Source organism: Paraburkholderia phymatum STM815 (assembly GCF_000020045.1).
Lineage (GTDB): Bacteria > Pseudomonadota > Gammaproteobacteria > Burkholderiales > Burkholderiaceae > Paraburkholderia > Paraburkholderia phymatum.
The window spans coordinates 590,629-605,644 of the sequence record NC_010622.1 but is presented as its reverse complement, the minus strand read 5'-3'; the positions used below and the strand labels follow the sequence as shown (position 1 = coordinate 605,644).

Sequence of the window (15,016 nt, the reverse complement as noted above, 5' to 3'; positions counted from 1 at the left end):
AACGCCTGCGTAGTGAAAGCTGCGCAGGCGTTTTCGTTTGCAGCGACGGACCGATCAGGTCAGTCGCGATCGTTATGCTGTGTGCGCTGCCGCAACTCGAGCAATTGCGATTCGACGACGGTGGCATCTTCGGCATCCGGCCGATCACCGAGATAGCGTTCGAGATCTTCGAGCGCAGGACGCAGAAAATCGAGCCGCGCATACGCGAATCCGCGATCGCGCACTTCCTCGATGCTCTCCGGCAACGCGATCACGAGACGCTGCTGCACGGCAAGCAGCCGCTGCCAGCGCTCGGTCTGCAGATATGTCGCCTTCAGATTGCGCAGCATACGCGCGATGATCTCGCGGCGCGTCGCCGGCTGAAGCAGCATGCGCAGCGCGCGGCTCACTGATTCGCCCGCCTTCGCCACATAGGGTTCCAGCATCTCGACCATCTCGGCTTCCGTCAGTGGATGGCCCGTGGTCGGATCGATCATCGCGTCGCCTTCGGGCAGCGTGACGCGTAGCAGAAAATGCCCGGGGAACGCGACGCCGCGCACGGGAATGTCCACTTGCGACGCCATCTCCAGATACAGAACCGCCAGCGAAATCGGAATGCCGCGCCGGCGCTTCAGCACCATGTTCAAATGGCTGTTGTCCGGGTCGTAGTAATCGTTGACGTTCGCCGCGAAACCCAGTTCGCGGAAGAAGTAGCGATTCAGAATGCCGACACGTTGCTGGATGTCGGCATCGTCGGGAATGCGGCGCTTGACGCGCAACGCAAGTTCGTCGATCTCGGCAAGCACCGCCTGCAGATCGAGATCGGGATAGGCGTCCTGCGCAAGCGACAGCGCCGCTTCCGTGAGCGGAAGCCCGTCGTCCTCGGCGACGAGCGCGCTGAAATAGTCGAGAACCCGGGTCGTCGTGATCACTTCACTCGCCTTCTGAAATACGCGTACTTGAAGCCCATCAGCCACAGCATACCGAAATATAACGCCGCAAACAGCACAAGGCACGCCGCGAGCAGCGCCATGCGCCGCAACGGCTCGGCATGCATGCCGATCCAGTCGAAGTTGATCGCGAACCAGTGCATCACGCCCGCCAGCACGAGACACGCGCCGACCAGTTGCACGAAGAACACCGACCAGCCCGCCGACGGCATATAGATGCCGCGCCGCCGCAAGCCGATGAACAGGCACAGCGCGTTCACACACGCGCCGAGTCCCACCGACAGCGTCAACCCCGCATGCGCGAAGACGGGTACGAACACGTAGTTGCTCAACTGCGTAACGACCAGCACGAACACACCAATCTTCACGGGCGTCTTGATGTCCTGCTTTGCGTAGAAGCCGGGCGCGAGAATCTTGATCAGGATGAGCCCGATCAGGCCGACGCCGTACGCGGCCAACGCGCGCCCCACCATCACGACGGCATTGCCGTCGAACTTGCCGTAGTGGAACAGCGTCGCCGTGAGCGGCTCGGCGAAGAAGAACAGCGCAACGGCGCTCGGCGCGGCGAGCAGGAACGTCACGCGCAGCCCCCAGTCGAGCAGCGACGAATACTCGTGCGCATCGGCGTCGACGTGCGCCTTGGACAGGCTCGGCAACAGGATCGTGCCTAGCGCGACGCCAAGCAGCGCCGTCGGGAATTCCATCAGGCGGTCGGCGTAGTTGATCCACGACACCGCGCCCGGCCCGATGTGCGACGCAATATTCGTGTTGATGATCAGGCTGATCTGCGCGACCGAGACCGCGAACATCGCCGGGACCATCTTCGCGAGCACGCGCTTGACGCCGCGGTGGGCGAGCGCCTTCAGCGGATTGAGCCCGATGCGCGGGATCATGTCGATCTTCTTCAAGCCCGGCAGCTGCACGATGAACTGCGCGATGCCGCCAGCGATCACCGCCCACGCGAGCGCGAACACGGGTACCTTCATGAGCGGCGCGACGAACACGGCCGCGATGATGAACGAGACGTTCAGCAGCACGGGCGCGAACGCGGGCAGCGAGAAGTGCTTGTAGGTGTTCAACACGCCCGACGCCAGCGACGTCAGCGATATGAACACGATGTACGGGAACATGATCCGCGTCATCGACACCGCGAGCGTGAACGCCTGTCCGTCGCCGCGCAGGCCGGAGGCGACCACCAGCACCACCCACGACGCGCCCACCACGCCCAGCAACGACATGATGGCCAACGCCCAGGCAAGCACGGTGGAGGTGGCATCGACGAGCGCCTTCGTTGCGTCGTGACCTTGCTGGTTCTTGAACTCGGCGAGGATCGGCACGAACGCCTGCGAAAACGCGCCTTCGGCGGAAATACGGCGCAGCAGGTTCGGAATACGGAAGGCGACGTAAAACGCGTCGGTGTACTGGCTCGCGCCGAAAGCGCGGGCAATCAGGGTCTCGCGGGCCAGTCCGGTCACGCGCGAAAGCAGCGTGAAGCCGCTGACCGTCAGCAGGGCTCGGAATAGATTCATGGGGCGCTTATTATACGGGTGCGTCCGGGGCGGTCAGTATGTGGAGGGCACGATTCGTGGCAATTCGAAGGCTTTGGGACCGATTTGCTGCAAAGACGTTCGATCTGACGGCGAATTTGTGAATGCACGGTGTCCGCCGGCGAAGCGCCCGATGCCGCGAGGGCCGGACCGGACAAGGGCGCGCCGCGGCAACGTCATCGGCTTGCCTCCCGCTCCCTGACACACGACCATCGGGTGATCACGCCGCGCGGTTGCCACGTATCTGATTTTGTTGCTATAATCGCCGGTTTCGAAGCTCGCTCAAGCTCCTGCCTCGATTTTTGCTTCAGGCAATCCGAGCCGGATGAGCGGGATTCACGGTAGTTCTCAGTCGTTTGTCTATTTGCGCCCTTGAGCAATCGCTCTCAAGGGTTCGATCTAAAAGCAGCGCCTGCCCTTCGAAGGCGGGCACTGGAAACAGGAACAGGATAAGGAACCGTCATGGCTAACTCCGCACAAGCACGCAAGCGCGCCCGCCAAGCCGCCAAGGCAAACTCGCACAACTCGGCGCTGCGCTCGAAGTACCGCACGGCTGTCAAGGCTGTCCGCAAGGCAATTGAAGCCGGCGATGCAGCTCAAGCCGCTGAGATCTTCAAGGCATCGGCAAAGACGCTGGACATCATTGCCGACAAGAAAATCGTTCACAAGAACAAGGCAGCTCGCCATAAGAGCCGCCTCGCTGCAGCCGTCAAGGGCCTGCAAGCGCCCGCAGCGCAGTAAATTCACGAATCCGGTGGCTCGCTTCGGCGGGCCGCTTCCTGTTTCCGCTGCGTCATGAAAGCCCGCTCTGGCGGGCTTTTTTGTTTGGCGCGCTGTTTTGTATTCCGCCCTGCCTGCAGCACGCGGCGCCTGAGGACATAAAAAAACCCGCCGATGCGGGTTTCATTGCCGTCCTGCCTGCCGATGCCGCGGAACGTTGCCCTCAGCGCGTGGGTGCCTTTTGCGCCGCATGCTCCAGCGGAAGTTCGCAAGCCTCGGTGACGAGCAGATCGTTATCTTTCGCGAAGTTCATCACGAAGTCGAAAGCCATCGGCTCGATGTCGCGCAACCGTGAGTCCAGAATCACGCACTTCAGGTCGCCGATCAACGTGGGACGCACGTAATGTGAATACTGCAGACGGGCATTCGGCCCTTTCGCGCCCGGACCGTAACACGACATCACGCCCGCCAGCCGTTCCGACCAGTCGCTCGGACGAAACTTTCGCCCATTCGACGTAATGCCTTGAATGAAATATTCGATTGGGGGTGTATCGGCCATGTACGAAACCCTGTGTGACTGCCCAGCGATGTGCCGGTGATAAGCCCGCGAAGGATATTGCCTGAAAACGCTGTCTGAACCCGTCTCGCGACCACGCAAACGGGCACTGACATGCCGTCAACCTGACACGGAAAGCCAGCCAGGGCATCTCGGGCAGCGGCCGTGATAGCGCATGGCACGGCACGCATGAGTGCCCCAGTGGATGCGCAAAAGCCGTGTCCTGCAAGCGTCAGAGCCTGCTCGCCGGGCTTTAAGAAAACTTCGAGATTATAGCGCAGCCAGGGTTTTTCCGCACCGCACACAAGGGCCTGGAACAGACCTTTACAGGTTCGCGCAGTTGGCGCATGCCCGTCGGCCGACTCGTCAAAACATTCAAAATCCTTTATGCTGGATTGAGTTACCACAAACGACGGCGGCACAGTCCGGCATCTTCGCCCGGGTGAAACCGCCGTATTTGTTTTATGACCGCCAAAACGATCCGCCACTACCTGCAGTTCAACGATTTCTCGCTGGAAGACTACGAGTACGTGCTCGAACGCGCGCGCATCCTCAAGCGCAAGTTCAAGAACTACGAGACATATCATCCGCTGCACGATCGCACGCTCGCGATGATCTTCGAGAAAAACTCGACGCGCACGCGCCTGTCGTTCGAAGCGGGCATTTTCCAGCTGGGCGGTCACGCCGTCTTCATGAGCACGCGCGACACACAGCTCGGCCGGGGCGAGCCAATTGAAGACGCGGCACAGGTCATCTCGCGGATGGTCGACATCATCATGATCCGCACGTTCGGCCAGGACATCATCCAGCGCTTTGCGGAGAATTCGCGCGTGCCCGTCATCAACGGCCTGACGAACGAATATCACCCGTGCCAGGTACTGGCCGACATCTTCACGTATTACGAGCATCGCGGCCCGATCCGCGGCAAGACGGTCGCGTGGGTCGGCGACGCGAACAACATGCTATACACGTGGATCGAGGCAGCGCAAATCCTCGGCTTCACGCTGCGCCTGTCCACGCCGCCCGGCTACAAGCTCGACCGCGCGCTAGTCGCGCCCGAAAGCGCGCCATTCTACGAAGAATTCGACGATCCGAACGAAGCCTGCAAGGGTGCCGACCTGGTCACCACGGACGTCTGGACGAGCATGGGCTTCGAAGCGGAAAACGAGGCGCGCAAGAAGGCGTTCGCCGACTGGTGCGTCGACGCCGACATGATGTCGCGCGCCAGCAAGGACGCGCTGTTCATGCACTGCCTGCCGGCGCATCGCGGTGAGGAAGTGAGCGCGGAGGTGATCGACGGGCCGCAGAGCGTCGTGTGGGACGAAGCGGAAAACCGCCTGCACGTGCAGAAGGCGCTGATGGAATTTCTGCTGCTCGGCAAGCTGAACCACTGAACCGGGACGGGCGCGCCGTCCGCAAAACATAAGCGCCGGGTTCGACACCCGGCGCTTTTTGTTTTCAGGCTCGCGTCGCTGTCCGACGGCGGAATCCGTTCACAGACAGACGGGTTCGGCCTCCAGCTCCACGCCGAAGCGCTGCGCGACGTCCTGCTGGATCGCCTTCGCCAGTGCCAGCACCTCGGTTCCACTCGCGCCGCCGCGATTCACGAGCACGAGCGCCTGCCGCTCATGCACGCCCGCCGCGCCCAACGTCCGCCCTTTCCAGCCGCAACGGTCGATGAGCCAGCCCGCTGCGAGCTTCACGCGCCCATCCGCCTGCCGATACGAGACGATCTCCGGTTCCTTCGCGGCGAGCGCATCGAACTGCGCCGATTCGACCACAGGATTCTTGAAGAAGCTACCCGCATTGCCGAGCACGAACGGATCCGGCAGCTTGGCGCGCCGCACGGCGACGACGGCATCGAAGATGGCTTGCGGTGTCGGCGTCGCGTCGCCCAGACCGACGGCGGCGAGTTGGCGCGCGATATCCGTGTAACCGGCGCGCGGCGCCCAAACCTTCGGCAATCTGAACGTCACCGACACGATGACGAAGCGCTCGCGGCCTTCCTGTTTGAAGAAGCTGTCGCGATAGCCGAAGCGGCAAGCGCCCGCGCCCAGTTCGACGAGTTTGCCCGTCGCCAGCTCGACCGCGCGCAGCGACGCAAAGCGCTCGCACATCTCCAGCCCGTACGCGCCGATGTTCTGGATCGGCGCCGCGCCCACCGTGCCCGGAATCAGCGCGAGATTCTCGAGACCGGGCATGCCCTCTGCAAGGGTCCACGATACGAACTCGTGCCAGTTCTCGCCCGCAGCCGCTTCGACGTACCACGCTTCGTCGTCTTCGCGAACGACCTTGCGACCGCGCAGCGCGACCAGCAACACGAGTCCGTCGAAATCGCCCGTCAGCACGACGTTGCTGCCGCCGCCCAGCACGAGCCGTCGCAAGCCCGCGGCGCGCGGATCGCGCAAGGCGGCGAGCAGCTGCGCGTCGGTTTCGATCCGACACGCGAGCCTCGCGCGCACATCGAAACCGAAGGTGTTGTGCGGCTTGAGCGGGAAGTCGGCGATAAACGGAAGCGATTCGGGCTGGGACATCGGATGTTCTGGCAAGCGCCCGGCAGAAACTGCGACGCGGGAACGAAGCCGCTCGCGAGTCTTGGGCAAACGAGAAAGGCGTCGGTAAAATGACACCGGTCCGTGATTATAGCGAGTGCGCCGCGCGCAGCCCTGCAGCGCCGCACGCTTTGAAACAATTGGGAGAAAGCAATGCCATCGTTTGACGTCGTCTGCGAAGCCAACATGATCGAAGTGAAAAACGCGATCGAGCAGTCCAACAAGGAAATCTCGACGCGCTTCGACTTCAAGGGCTCGGACGCCCGCGTCGAGCAGAAGGAGCGCGAACTCACCGCGTTCGCCGACGATGAATTCAAGCTCGGCCAGGTGAAGGACGTGCTGGTGTCGAAAATGGCGAAGCGCAATGTGGACGTGCGCTTCCTCGACTACGGCAAGATCGAGAAGATCGGCGGCGACAAGGTCAAGCAGGTCGTCACCGTGAAGAAAGGCGTGTCCGGCGATCTCGCGAAGAAAATCGTCAAACTCGTGAAGGACAGCAAGATCAAGGTTCAGGCGAGCATCCAGGGCGACGCGGTTCGCGTGACGGGCACCAAGCGCGACGATCTGCAAAGTGTGATCGCGATGCTGCGCAAGGACGTGACCGACACGCCGCTCGACTTCAACAACTTCCGCGATTGATGTCCGCCGTCATGCGCGACTCACCGGCCCGCGCATGACATAGCGATGACGCGCGTTCGCGTCGACCTTCGCGGCTCAATGCTTGTGCGAAGCCGCCGCTTCGGCTTTCTTCTTGTCGCCGATGCGGCTTTCCTGCCCCGCCACCAGCTTCGCGATGTTCGCGCGATGACGCCAGATCAGCAGTGCGCTCATCGCGACGATGGACAACGCGATCACATTCGCGCCAAACAGAAAGCCGTCGAACAGCGGCGCGAAGATCGCCGCGCACAGCGCAGCCAGCGACGAGTAGCGCGTGAAGAACGCGACGATCAGCCAGGTCAGGAGCGTCGCGATACCGAGAATGGGATTGATGGCGAGCAGCACGCCCGCAGCCGTCGCGACGCCCTTGCCGCCCTTGAAGCGGAAGAAGACCGGATACAGGTGCCCGAGAAATACGGCGATTGCGGCAATCGCGACGGATGTGTCGTCGAGCCCGAAATGCGCGGAGAAATGCCCCGTCAACCATACGGCCAGCCAGCCTTTGAACGCGTCGCCAATGAGCGTCAGAATGGCGGCCTTCTTGTTGCCGCTGCGCAGCACGTTCGTCGCCCCGGGATTCTTCGAGCCGTACGAGCGCGGGTCGGCTAATCCCATCGCGGCGCTGACGATCACGGCAAACGACACCGAGCCGATCAGATAGGCCACGACGGCGACAATCAGGTTTTCCATGTTGAAACTCTTGTCAGTATCGGAAAGCGCATCGGGCGGCGCCCGTCTCCATGTGCCGCGCGCACGCCGCGCTGGCACAACGGCGCACATTCTACCGAACCCTCGACATGCTTTAACAAACCGGTTGTGCGCGACGCGTGCGCACCAGCCTCAGCCGTCAATCGACGCTCGCGCACTGCACGGGCTTCGCGTCCAGCAGCGATGTGAGCACGCTGGGCGCGATGCTCACCAGAAAGCCACGCCGGCCGCCGTTGATATAGATCCCGTCCATGTCGAGTATGGTCGTTTCCACGTAGACGGGCATCGTCTTCTTCGTGCCGAACGGCGAAGTGCCGCCGATCATGTAACCCGAATGCCGACTCGCGACTTCCGGCTTGCACGGCTCGACGCGCTTCGCGCCGATCTGCCGCGCAAGGTTCTTGGTCGATACCGTACGGTCGCCGTGCATCAGGACGATCAACGGCCTGGCATGCTCGTCTTCCATGACCAGCGTCTTGACGACGTGGTGTTCATCGACGCCCAGCTGCCGCGCGGATTCTTCCGTGCCCCCGTGGTCGACGTAGTCGTACGGATGCTCACCGAACTTGACCTTATGGCGGCGCAAGAACTGCGTGGCGGGCGTTTCGGAAACGTGTCTGGATTTGCTCATCGGCGCATTGTAATGTCCGCGCGACGCAACGGCCATTTGCCGAATGGCCAATTGTGCGCGCAGCGGGGGTATGGCACGATCGTTCGAGATACTGCACGTGCAATGGCATGCTTGCCGCTTCCCCGCAGCTCACCCCGGAAGTCGGCGCCGAAGCGCCAACTCCCGTCGCCAAAGGAGACATCGTTGAATACAGCCCAGCACTCCCCGGACGCTTCGCGGTCTGTCCTTGTCGATGTGGCCGCGCTGCTCGCCGCTCTGCCCGAACGGATCGCCGGGATTCCGAAGCTGATCGCCGCGCGCAATCCGCAGCATCCCGCGCTGATCGAAGATGAACGCCGTCTCACACGTGCGCAACTCGTCGGTGCCGTCGACGGCGTCGCCGCTCTGCTGGCCGATCGAGGCGTGCGCGCCGGCGACCGCGTGATGATCGTCGCGGAGAACAGCATCGTGCAGATCGTGCTGATGTTCGCGGCGGCAAAGCTCGATGCATGGGCGTTGATGTCGAATGCGCGGCTGTCGGCGGCCGAACTGGACGCGATCCGCGCGCACGCGCAACCACGGCTGGTCGCATATGCCGTCGGGGTTTCGCCGGATGCCCGGCAACACGCCGAGCGCCACGGCGCGCAGGCTGCGCCCACCCTCGCAGCGGACATTGGCGCATGGTCTTACGCGCTCGACGACAACACGCAAGCAGAAGCCGTCGAAACCGCGAGCGACCGTCAATGCGCCGCCTTGATCTACACGACGGGAACGACGGGCTCACCCAAAGGCGTGATGCTTTCACACCGCAATCTGCTGTTTATCGCGGCCATGTCGAGCACCCTCAGGCGCGTCAATGCCGACGACGTCGTCTATGCCGTGCTGCCCATTTCGCATGTGTACGGTCTCGCGTCGGTGTGCCTCGGCAGTCTGTACGCAGGCGCGACGCTGCGGCTCGCGCCGCGCTTCTCACCCGAGGCCGTGCGGCGCGCGCTCGCGGAAGAACGCGTGTCGATCTTCCAGGGCGTACCCGCGATGCATGCGAAGCTGCTCGAATACCTGCAGGCAAATGGCTTGCCGTGGTCGGCTCCGCATCTGCGCTTCGCCTACTCGGGCGGTTCGCCGCTCGACGCCGCATTGAAGGCGCGCGTCGAAAGCGTGTACGGCGTCGCGCTGCACAATGGCTACGGGATGACCGAGAGCAGCCCGACCGTGTCCCAGACGATGATCGAGTCGCCGCGTGCGGACTGCTCTGTCGGCCAGGCGATTCCGGGCATCGAGGTGCGGTTCGTCGGGTCGGATGGCGTCGACGTCGCTCAAGGAGAAGTCGGCGAACTGTGGGTGCGCGGGCCGAACGTGATGCTCGGCTACTACCGCAACCCGCAACAGACGTTAGCCACCGTCACGCGCGACGGCTGGCTCAGAACAGGCGACCTCGCTCGCGAGGACGCGGACGGTGCGATGCACATCGCCGGGCGCAGCAAGGAGCTGATCATCCGTTCGGGCTTCAACGTCTACCCGGCAGAAGTCGAGCATGTGCTGAACGCGCATCCCGACGTCGTCCAGTCGGCGGTAATAGGGCGCGCGGTGGCGGACAACGAGGAAGTCGTGGCATTCGTCGAACTGTCGGGCAGTGCAGCCGCAACACCCGACGACCTCGCCACCTGGTGCGACGCGCGCCTTGCACCCTATAAGCGGCCAGCCGAAATCAGGGTGCTCGCTGCATTACCGGCGGCCTCGACGGGCAAGATACTCAAGCACCGGCTGCGCGATCTCATCTGACTCGCGCGAATCGGATCCGGAAATTCAGCCGCGCGGATGGTGAGCCGCGTGCAGCGACTTGAGCCGCTCACGTGCGACGTGCGTGTAAATCTGCGTGGTCGAGATATCGGTGTGGCCGAGCAGCAGCTGCACGACACGCAGGTCCGCGCCGTGATTCAGCAGATGCGTCGCGAACGCGTGCCGCAGCGTGTGCGGTGACAGGGGCGCGTGCACATGCGCCGTCAGCGCATGACGCTTGATGATGTTCCAGAACTGCTGGCGCGTCATGCCTTCGGCGCGCGCGGTGACGAACAGCGCATCAGCGGAACGCTGGCCGAGCAATGCGGGGCGAGACTCGCGCAGATAGCGTTCAATCCAGGCGTGCGCCTCTTCGCCGAACGGTATCAGCCGCTCTTTCGAGCCCTTGCCCATCACGCGCACGACGCCCTCGTTCAGCCCGACCTCCACCGTCTTCAACGTGACCAGTTCGCTGACGCGCAAGCCGCTCGCGTACATCAGTTCGAGCATCGTGCGGTCGCGCAGGCCGAGCGGCGTCGTCACGTCCGGCGCCCCGAGCAGCGCTTCGACCTGCGCTTCCGTCAAGGTCGACGGGAAACGCGGCGGCTGCTTGGCCGAACGGATGCGCAAGGTTGGATCCGCTGACGCGCGATGCTCGCGCACGGCCCACGCATAGTAGCGGCGAAACACAGACAGACGCCGGTTCGCGGAGGTCGACTTGTCGGCCGAGCGCGCGGCGCTATAGGCCGTCAGATCGGCTTCGCTCGCGGCATCGAGAGAAGCGTCGCGCCGCTCGGCGAGCCATTCGGAAAAGAGCCGCAAGTCGCGTCGGTATGCGTCGAGCGTGTTGCGCGCGAGGCCATGTTCGAGCCATAGCGCATCGCAGAAGGCATCGATCGACGCGCCGCTCGTCAGCAGCAGCGGCGAAACAGCAGGCGACGCGGGCTGCGCGTCTTCGGTCAGCACATCAGTCATGCGTAAGGTACGCCCTCGTGTTTCAGTAGCCAGCGTTTGACGTTGCGATAGTAGCCGTCGCCGCCCGTATGCGCAAAGCCGCCGATGCCGCCCGATGCGACCACGCGATGACACGGGATCACGATCGGAAAGAAGTTCGAGCCGCACGCCTGGCCGACGGCGCGCGGCACACTGCCGATCTGCTTCGCGAGTTGCCCGTAGGTCAGCACGACGCCCGGCGGAATCTCGCCGATCGCCTTCCAGACGCGCCGCTGGAATGGCGTGCCGACGTCGGCGAGCGGGAGATCGAAGCGCGCAGACGCCTGTTGCAGATAGTGTTCGATCTGCTCGACGGCCTGCTTTGCGAGCGGCGAATCCGGTTCGACGTTCGCCACCGAATCGGGCAAATAGACGATCTCGCGCACGGTCTCGCTTTCCAGCCGGACACCGATCTTGCCGAACGGCGCGTCGATCACTGCATTGAACATGATGTGCTCCTCTCTCGGTTTCGCCAGACGCGAAACGCGCTCACGCCGCTTCCAGCGCCCACGCGACATGCTCGCGCACCAGCGGCGAAGGATCGCCGGCACGCCGGCGCAGCGCGTCGACGATCGCGGCGCGCGCTTCGGCCGGCAGCGACTCGCGCGCCGCCCGCAGCGCATTGCCCATGCCGACGGCAAGGTTGCGCAGCCAGCATTCGTAGCCGATCCGGCGGATCGCGCTGCCTTGCAATCGGGTGTCGAATTCGTCGGCGCTCCAGCCGAACAGCTCGACCAGCGACGCGCGATCCAATCCGTGACGCACGTCGAAATCGGCGACAGGCGCAGCCTGGGCGAACTTGTTCCACGGACACGCGAGCTGGCAATCGTCGCATCCATACACACGATTGCCGATCAGCGGCCGCAAATCCTGGGGAATACTGCCCTTCAGTTCGATCGTCAGATAGGAGATGCAGCGCCGCGCGTCGACCTGATACGGTGCGACGATCGCCCCCGTCGGACACGCGCCGATGCACCGCGTGCAGCTGCCGCAATGCGCGCCGGGCGTTTCGGGCGCGCGCTCCGGCGAGGTTTCGGCATCCGTCGGCAGGGGCAGGTCGACGAAAATTTCGCCGAGGAAGAACAACGACCCCGCGTCCCGTTGCAACAGCAGCGTGTGCTTGCCGCGCCAGCCCGTGCCCGCCTGTTGCGCGAGCTCGACTTCGAGCACGGGCGCCGAGTCGGTGAACACGCGGTAGCCGTACGGGCCAATTTCGCCTTCAATGCGCTCGGCCAGGTGCTGCAGGCGGTTGCGCATCACCTTGTGATAGTCGCGGCCGCGTGCGTAGATCGACACGACAGCCGCCGACGGGTCGTTCAGACGCGCGCGCTCTTCGAGTCGCCAGTCGTGCTGAACGTCGGCGGCGGCACTTTCAGCGTCCTTTCGCGCCGCCGGCGAATCGGCCGCATGCGGCGTCGCATGCGTGGGCAGATAGGCCATGCGAACCGAGATCACGCGTCGCGTGCCGGCCACAAGCTCGGCTGGCCGCGCACGTTTCATCCCATGTTTGGCCATATAATCCATCTCGCCATGGCAACCCGCGTCGAGCCAGGCTGCAAGCCCCGCTTCGGCGTGCGACAGATCGATGTCGCTGATGCCGACTGCGCCGAAACCTAGTTCGCGTCCCCAGTCCCTGATACGCGAAGCGAGCGCAGCCAGTTGCGCTTCATCGAAACGTCGCGTGACGTCTGTTGCTTCATCCGTCGCGCGGGGCGACGAATGCGGATCGCACTGCGCACCTGTTTGCGGATCCGGCATGGGATGCTGCTGGCCTTGGTTCATAACGCCATTTTACGAGAATGCCCGATCACACCGGTCCCGCGAATCGATCTACAGCCGCCGTCCTGCTTGAGCGCGAGTTTGCGCTCGCGGACGAAGCCGCGACCACGGCATTCGGCGCACGCTTCGCACACGCGATCGACAGTGTGCGCAACGAAGCCCGCGCAACGGGCCAGCGCGCATTCGATGGGCTCCAGGTGCAGTTGCACGGCGACCTGGGCGCCGGCAAGACGACACTTGTGCGCGCCACGCTGCGCGCGCTCGGACACGCGGGCCGCGTGCGCAGCCCGACCTATACGCTTGTCGAACCTTATGCGGTCGAACGGCCGGATGGGGAACTCGAGCTATATCACTTCGATCTTTACCGTTTCAACGATCCGGCCGAATGGGCCGATGCAGGCTTTCGCGAGTACTTCGACAGCGGCGCAATCTGCCTCGTCGAATGGCCGGAACGCGCGGGCAGCCTGCTGGGCGTGCCGGATCTCGTCTTCTCGCTCGACGTCGACGGCGATGGCCGCGTGCTGGTCGCCCGGGCGTATAGCGAACCAGGAAAGGCATGTCTCGAAAGATGTTGATCAAACCGTTCCGCTCGATCGAATCGGCGGCCACCGCGACGCATAACTGGCGCCGCCGGCAGATTCTTCACGCGGGCGCTTCCACGCTCGTCCTCGGCCTTGCCGCGCCGCGCCTCGCGTTGGCTTCGTCGGTGCTCGGCGTGCGCGTGTGGCCCGCGCGCGACTACACGCGCGTGACCATCGAATCCGATCAGCCGCTGCAGAACACGCAGCAACTGCTGCAGGGACCGGACCGCCTGGTGGTCGATCTGAACGGTCTCGACCTCGACCAGGCGTTGAAGGATCTCGTCTCGAAGATCGCGCCGAACGATCCGCAGATTCAATCCGTGCGCGTCGGCCAGTATCAGCCGCATGTCGTGCGGATGGTGTTCGACCTGAAGGGGTCGGTGAAACCGCAGGTGTTCACGCTGCCGCCTGTCGGCGCGTACAAGTACCGGCTCGTGTTCGACCTGTATCCCGCCGTCGCGCCCGATCCGCTGATGGATCTGCTCGCGCAGACCGAGCGCAAGGAACAGCAGCTGAAGGACAACGCCGCGCCGCCCGCCGCGACGCTCAACGGCCCGACCACGCCGCCCGGCGACAACAGCGACGCGTTCTTCGAGAAGTACGCGCAGAACAACGCGCCCTCGCCTGCTGCGCCCGTGCCGCATCCGCCGCTGCATGGCGCGCCTGCGCCGACGCCGCACATGCCGCCGAAGCCCGCGCCAACACCCGCGCCGCCGGTTATCGCGCGCAACAACGACAGCGATGCGGACAACGCCGGCGACAACAACGACGACGAGTACAAGTTCACCGCGCCGAAGAAGGGCAGCAATACGGTGCGTCTGCTGACGGTCGCGATCGATCCGGGCCACGGCGGCGAAGATCCCGGCGCGATCGGCGGCAGCGGGACCTACGAGAAACACGTCGCGCTCGACATCGCGAAGAAGCTGCGCGCGAAGATCGATGCGCAGCCGAACATGCGCGCGATGATGACGCGCGACGCCGACTTCTTCGTGCCGCTAAACGTGCGTGTGCAGAAGGCGAGGCGTGTCGGCGCGGACCTGTTCGTGTCGATTCACGCGGACGCGTTCACCACCCCGGAAGCGAGCGGCTCGTCGGTATTCGCGCTGTCGGAGCATGGCGCGTCGAGCGCGGCCGCGCGCTGGATGGCGAACAAGGAGAACTCGTCGGATCAGATTGGCGGCATCAACATCAAGTCCGCCGATGCCAGCGTGAACCGCGCGCTGTTCGACATGTCGACGACGGCGCAGATCCGCGATTCGATGCGGTATGGCACATTCGTGCTCAAGGAGATCGGCGGGATCAACCGGTTGCACAAGGGCTCTGTGGAGCAGGCCGGGTTTGCGGTTCTCAAGGCCCCGGATATTCCGTCGATTCTCGTCGAAACTGCGTTTATCAGTAACCCTGATGAGGAGCGCCGTCTGAATGACGACGCGTATCGGGATAAGATGGCCAACGCCATTATGAGCGGCATCAAGCGGTACTTTGCGGCGAATCCGCCGCTTGCCAAGAGTCGGATGACGTAATCGTTTTTTTGTCTGCGACGCGGTGCTGCCCAGCTTCCGGTGACATGCGCTGATCTCTGCGTGAGCAAAAAACCAAACCGGC

Annotated in this window: 15 protein-coding genes; 6 read left to right on the top strand and 9 right to left on the bottom strand. The window is 63.7% G+C overall.

Annotated features, from left to right (window positions below):
• Positions 1-59: 59 nt before the first annotated feature.
• Together BPHY_RS02680 and murJ are read right to left on the bottom strand one after the other, a co-directional pair.
• Positions 60-911 (bottom strand): SirB1 family protein, encoded by an 852-nt coding sequence (locus tag BPHY_RS02680; protein WP_012399950.1) that lies wholly within the window; start codon positions 909-911, stop codon positions 60-62.
• Complete coding sequence (gene murJ / locus BPHY_RS02675) at positions 908-2,458, bottom strand: murein biosynthesis integral membrane protein MurJ (protein WP_012399949.1); 1,551 nt, start codon at positions 2,456-2,458, stop codon at positions 908-910. The genes BPHY_RS02680 and murJ overlap by 4 nt, the downstream gene beginning before the upstream one ends.
• A gap of 480 nt (positions 2,459-2,938) precedes the next feature.
• Here murJ and rpsT point away from each other — a divergent pair, with 480 nt between their 5' ends.
• The gene (rpsT, locus tag BPHY_RS02670; protein ID WP_012399948.1) at positions 2,939-3,217 is read left to right on the top strand and encodes a 30S ribosomal protein S20; all 279 of its coding nucleotides are present in this window, start codon (positions 2,939-2,941) and stop codon (positions 3,215-3,217) included.
• 202 nt (positions 3,218-3,419) lie between these two features.
• On the opposite strand, the gene BPHY_RS02665 is transcribed toward rpsT, so the two are convergent.
• Positions 3,420-3,755, bottom strand: a complete 336-nt coding sequence (locus tag BPHY_RS02665; protein WP_012399947.1) for a DUF3579 domain-containing protein — start codon at positions 3,753-3,755, stop codon at positions 3,420-3,422.
• A gap of 461 nt (positions 3,756-4,216) precedes the next feature.
• Between BPHY_RS02665 and argF the strand changes: the two genes are divergently transcribed.
• Positions 4,217-5,146, top strand: coding sequence for an ornithine carbamoyltransferase (gene argF, locus BPHY_RS02660; protein WP_012399946.1), 930 nt, complete (start codon positions 4,217-4,219; stop codon positions 5,144-5,146).
• Positions 5,147-5,245: 99 nt separating this feature from the next.
• Here the strand turns inward: argF and murB are convergent, their stop codons facing one another.
• On the bottom strand, positions 5,246-6,286 hold the full coding sequence (gene murB / locus BPHY_RS02655) for a UDP-N-acetylmuramate dehydrogenase (RefSeq protein WP_012399945.1): 1,041 nt from the start codon (positions 6,284-6,286) through the stop codon (positions 5,246-5,248).
• A 171-nt stretch (positions 6,287-6,457) separates the two neighbouring features.
• Between murB and BPHY_RS02650 the strand changes: the two genes are divergently transcribed.
• Positions 6,458-6,943 carry a YajQ family cyclic di-GMP-binding protein gene (locus BPHY_RS02650; protein ID WP_012399944.1) on the top strand — a complete coding sequence of 162 codons (486 nt, stop codon included), beginning with the start codon at positions 6,458-6,460 and terminating at the stop codon, positions 6,941-6,943.
• Between the two features lie 75 nt (positions 6,944-7,018).
• Here BPHY_RS02650 and plsY read toward each other — a convergent pair whose 3' ends face one another.
• Complete coding sequence (gene plsY, locus BPHY_RS02645) at positions 7,019-7,651, bottom strand: glycerol-3-phosphate 1-O-acyltransferase PlsY (RefSeq protein WP_012399943.1); 633 nt, start codon at positions 7,649-7,651, stop codon at positions 7,019-7,021.
• A 157-nt stretch (positions 7,652-7,808) separates the two neighbouring features.
• A complete protein-coding gene (gene ybaK / locus BPHY_RS02640) occupies positions 7,809-8,300 on the bottom strand; it encodes a Cys-tRNA(Pro) deacylase (protein ID WP_041763677.1) in 492 nt (163 codons plus the stop codon).
• Positions 8,301-8,483: 183 nt separating this feature from the next.
• Here ybaK and BPHY_RS02635 point away from each other — a divergent pair, with 183 nt between their 5' ends.
• A complete protein-coding gene (locus BPHY_RS02635; protein WP_012399941.1) occupies positions 8,484-10,061 on the top strand; it encodes a class I adenylate-forming enzyme family protein in 1,578 nt (525 codons plus the stop codon).
• A gap of 24 nt (positions 10,062-10,085) precedes the next feature.
• Here BPHY_RS02635 and xerD read toward each other — a convergent pair whose 3' ends face one another.
• From xerD to queG, 3 genes are read right to left on the bottom strand one after another with little or no spacing between them, the layout of a single operon-like run.
• The gene (xerD, locus tag BPHY_RS02630) at positions 10,086-11,033 is read right to left on the bottom strand and encodes a site-specific tyrosine recombinase XerD (RefSeq protein WP_012399940.1); all 948 of its coding nucleotides are present in this window, start codon (positions 11,031-11,033) and stop codon (positions 10,086-10,088) included.
• A complete protein-coding gene (locus BPHY_RS02625; protein ID WP_012399939.1) occupies positions 11,030-11,500 on the bottom strand; it encodes a methylated-DNA--[protein]-cysteine S-methyltransferase in 471 nt (156 codons plus the stop codon). The genes xerD and BPHY_RS02625 overlap by 4 nt, the downstream gene beginning before the upstream one ends.
• A 40-nt stretch (positions 11,501-11,540) precedes the next feature.
• Positions 11,541-12,809: a tRNA epoxyqueuosine(34) reductase QueG gene (gene queG / locus BPHY_RS02620; protein ID WP_167538861.1), complete on the bottom strand. Its 1,269-nt coding sequence runs from the start codon at positions 12,807-12,809 to the stop codon at positions 11,541-11,543.
• A gap of 41 nt (positions 12,810-12,850) precedes the next feature.
• Between queG and BPHY_RS02615 the strand changes: the two genes are divergently transcribed.
• Positions 12,851-13,405: a bifunctional tRNA (adenosine(37)-N6)-threonylcarbamoyltransferase complex ATPase subunit type 1 TsaE/phosphotransferase gene (locus BPHY_RS02615; RefSeq protein ID WP_012399937.1), complete on the top strand. Its 555-nt coding sequence runs from the start codon at positions 12,851-12,853 to the stop codon at positions 13,403-13,405.
• Positions 13,387-14,934 (top strand): N-acetylmuramoyl-L-alanine amidase, encoded by a 1,548-nt coding sequence (locus tag BPHY_RS02610; protein WP_012399936.1) that lies wholly within the window; start codon positions 13,387-13,389, stop codon positions 14,932-14,934. Before BPHY_RS02615 ends, BPHY_RS02610 begins: the two co-directional genes overlap by 19 nt.
• Positions 14,935-15,016: the final 82 nt, after the last annotated feature.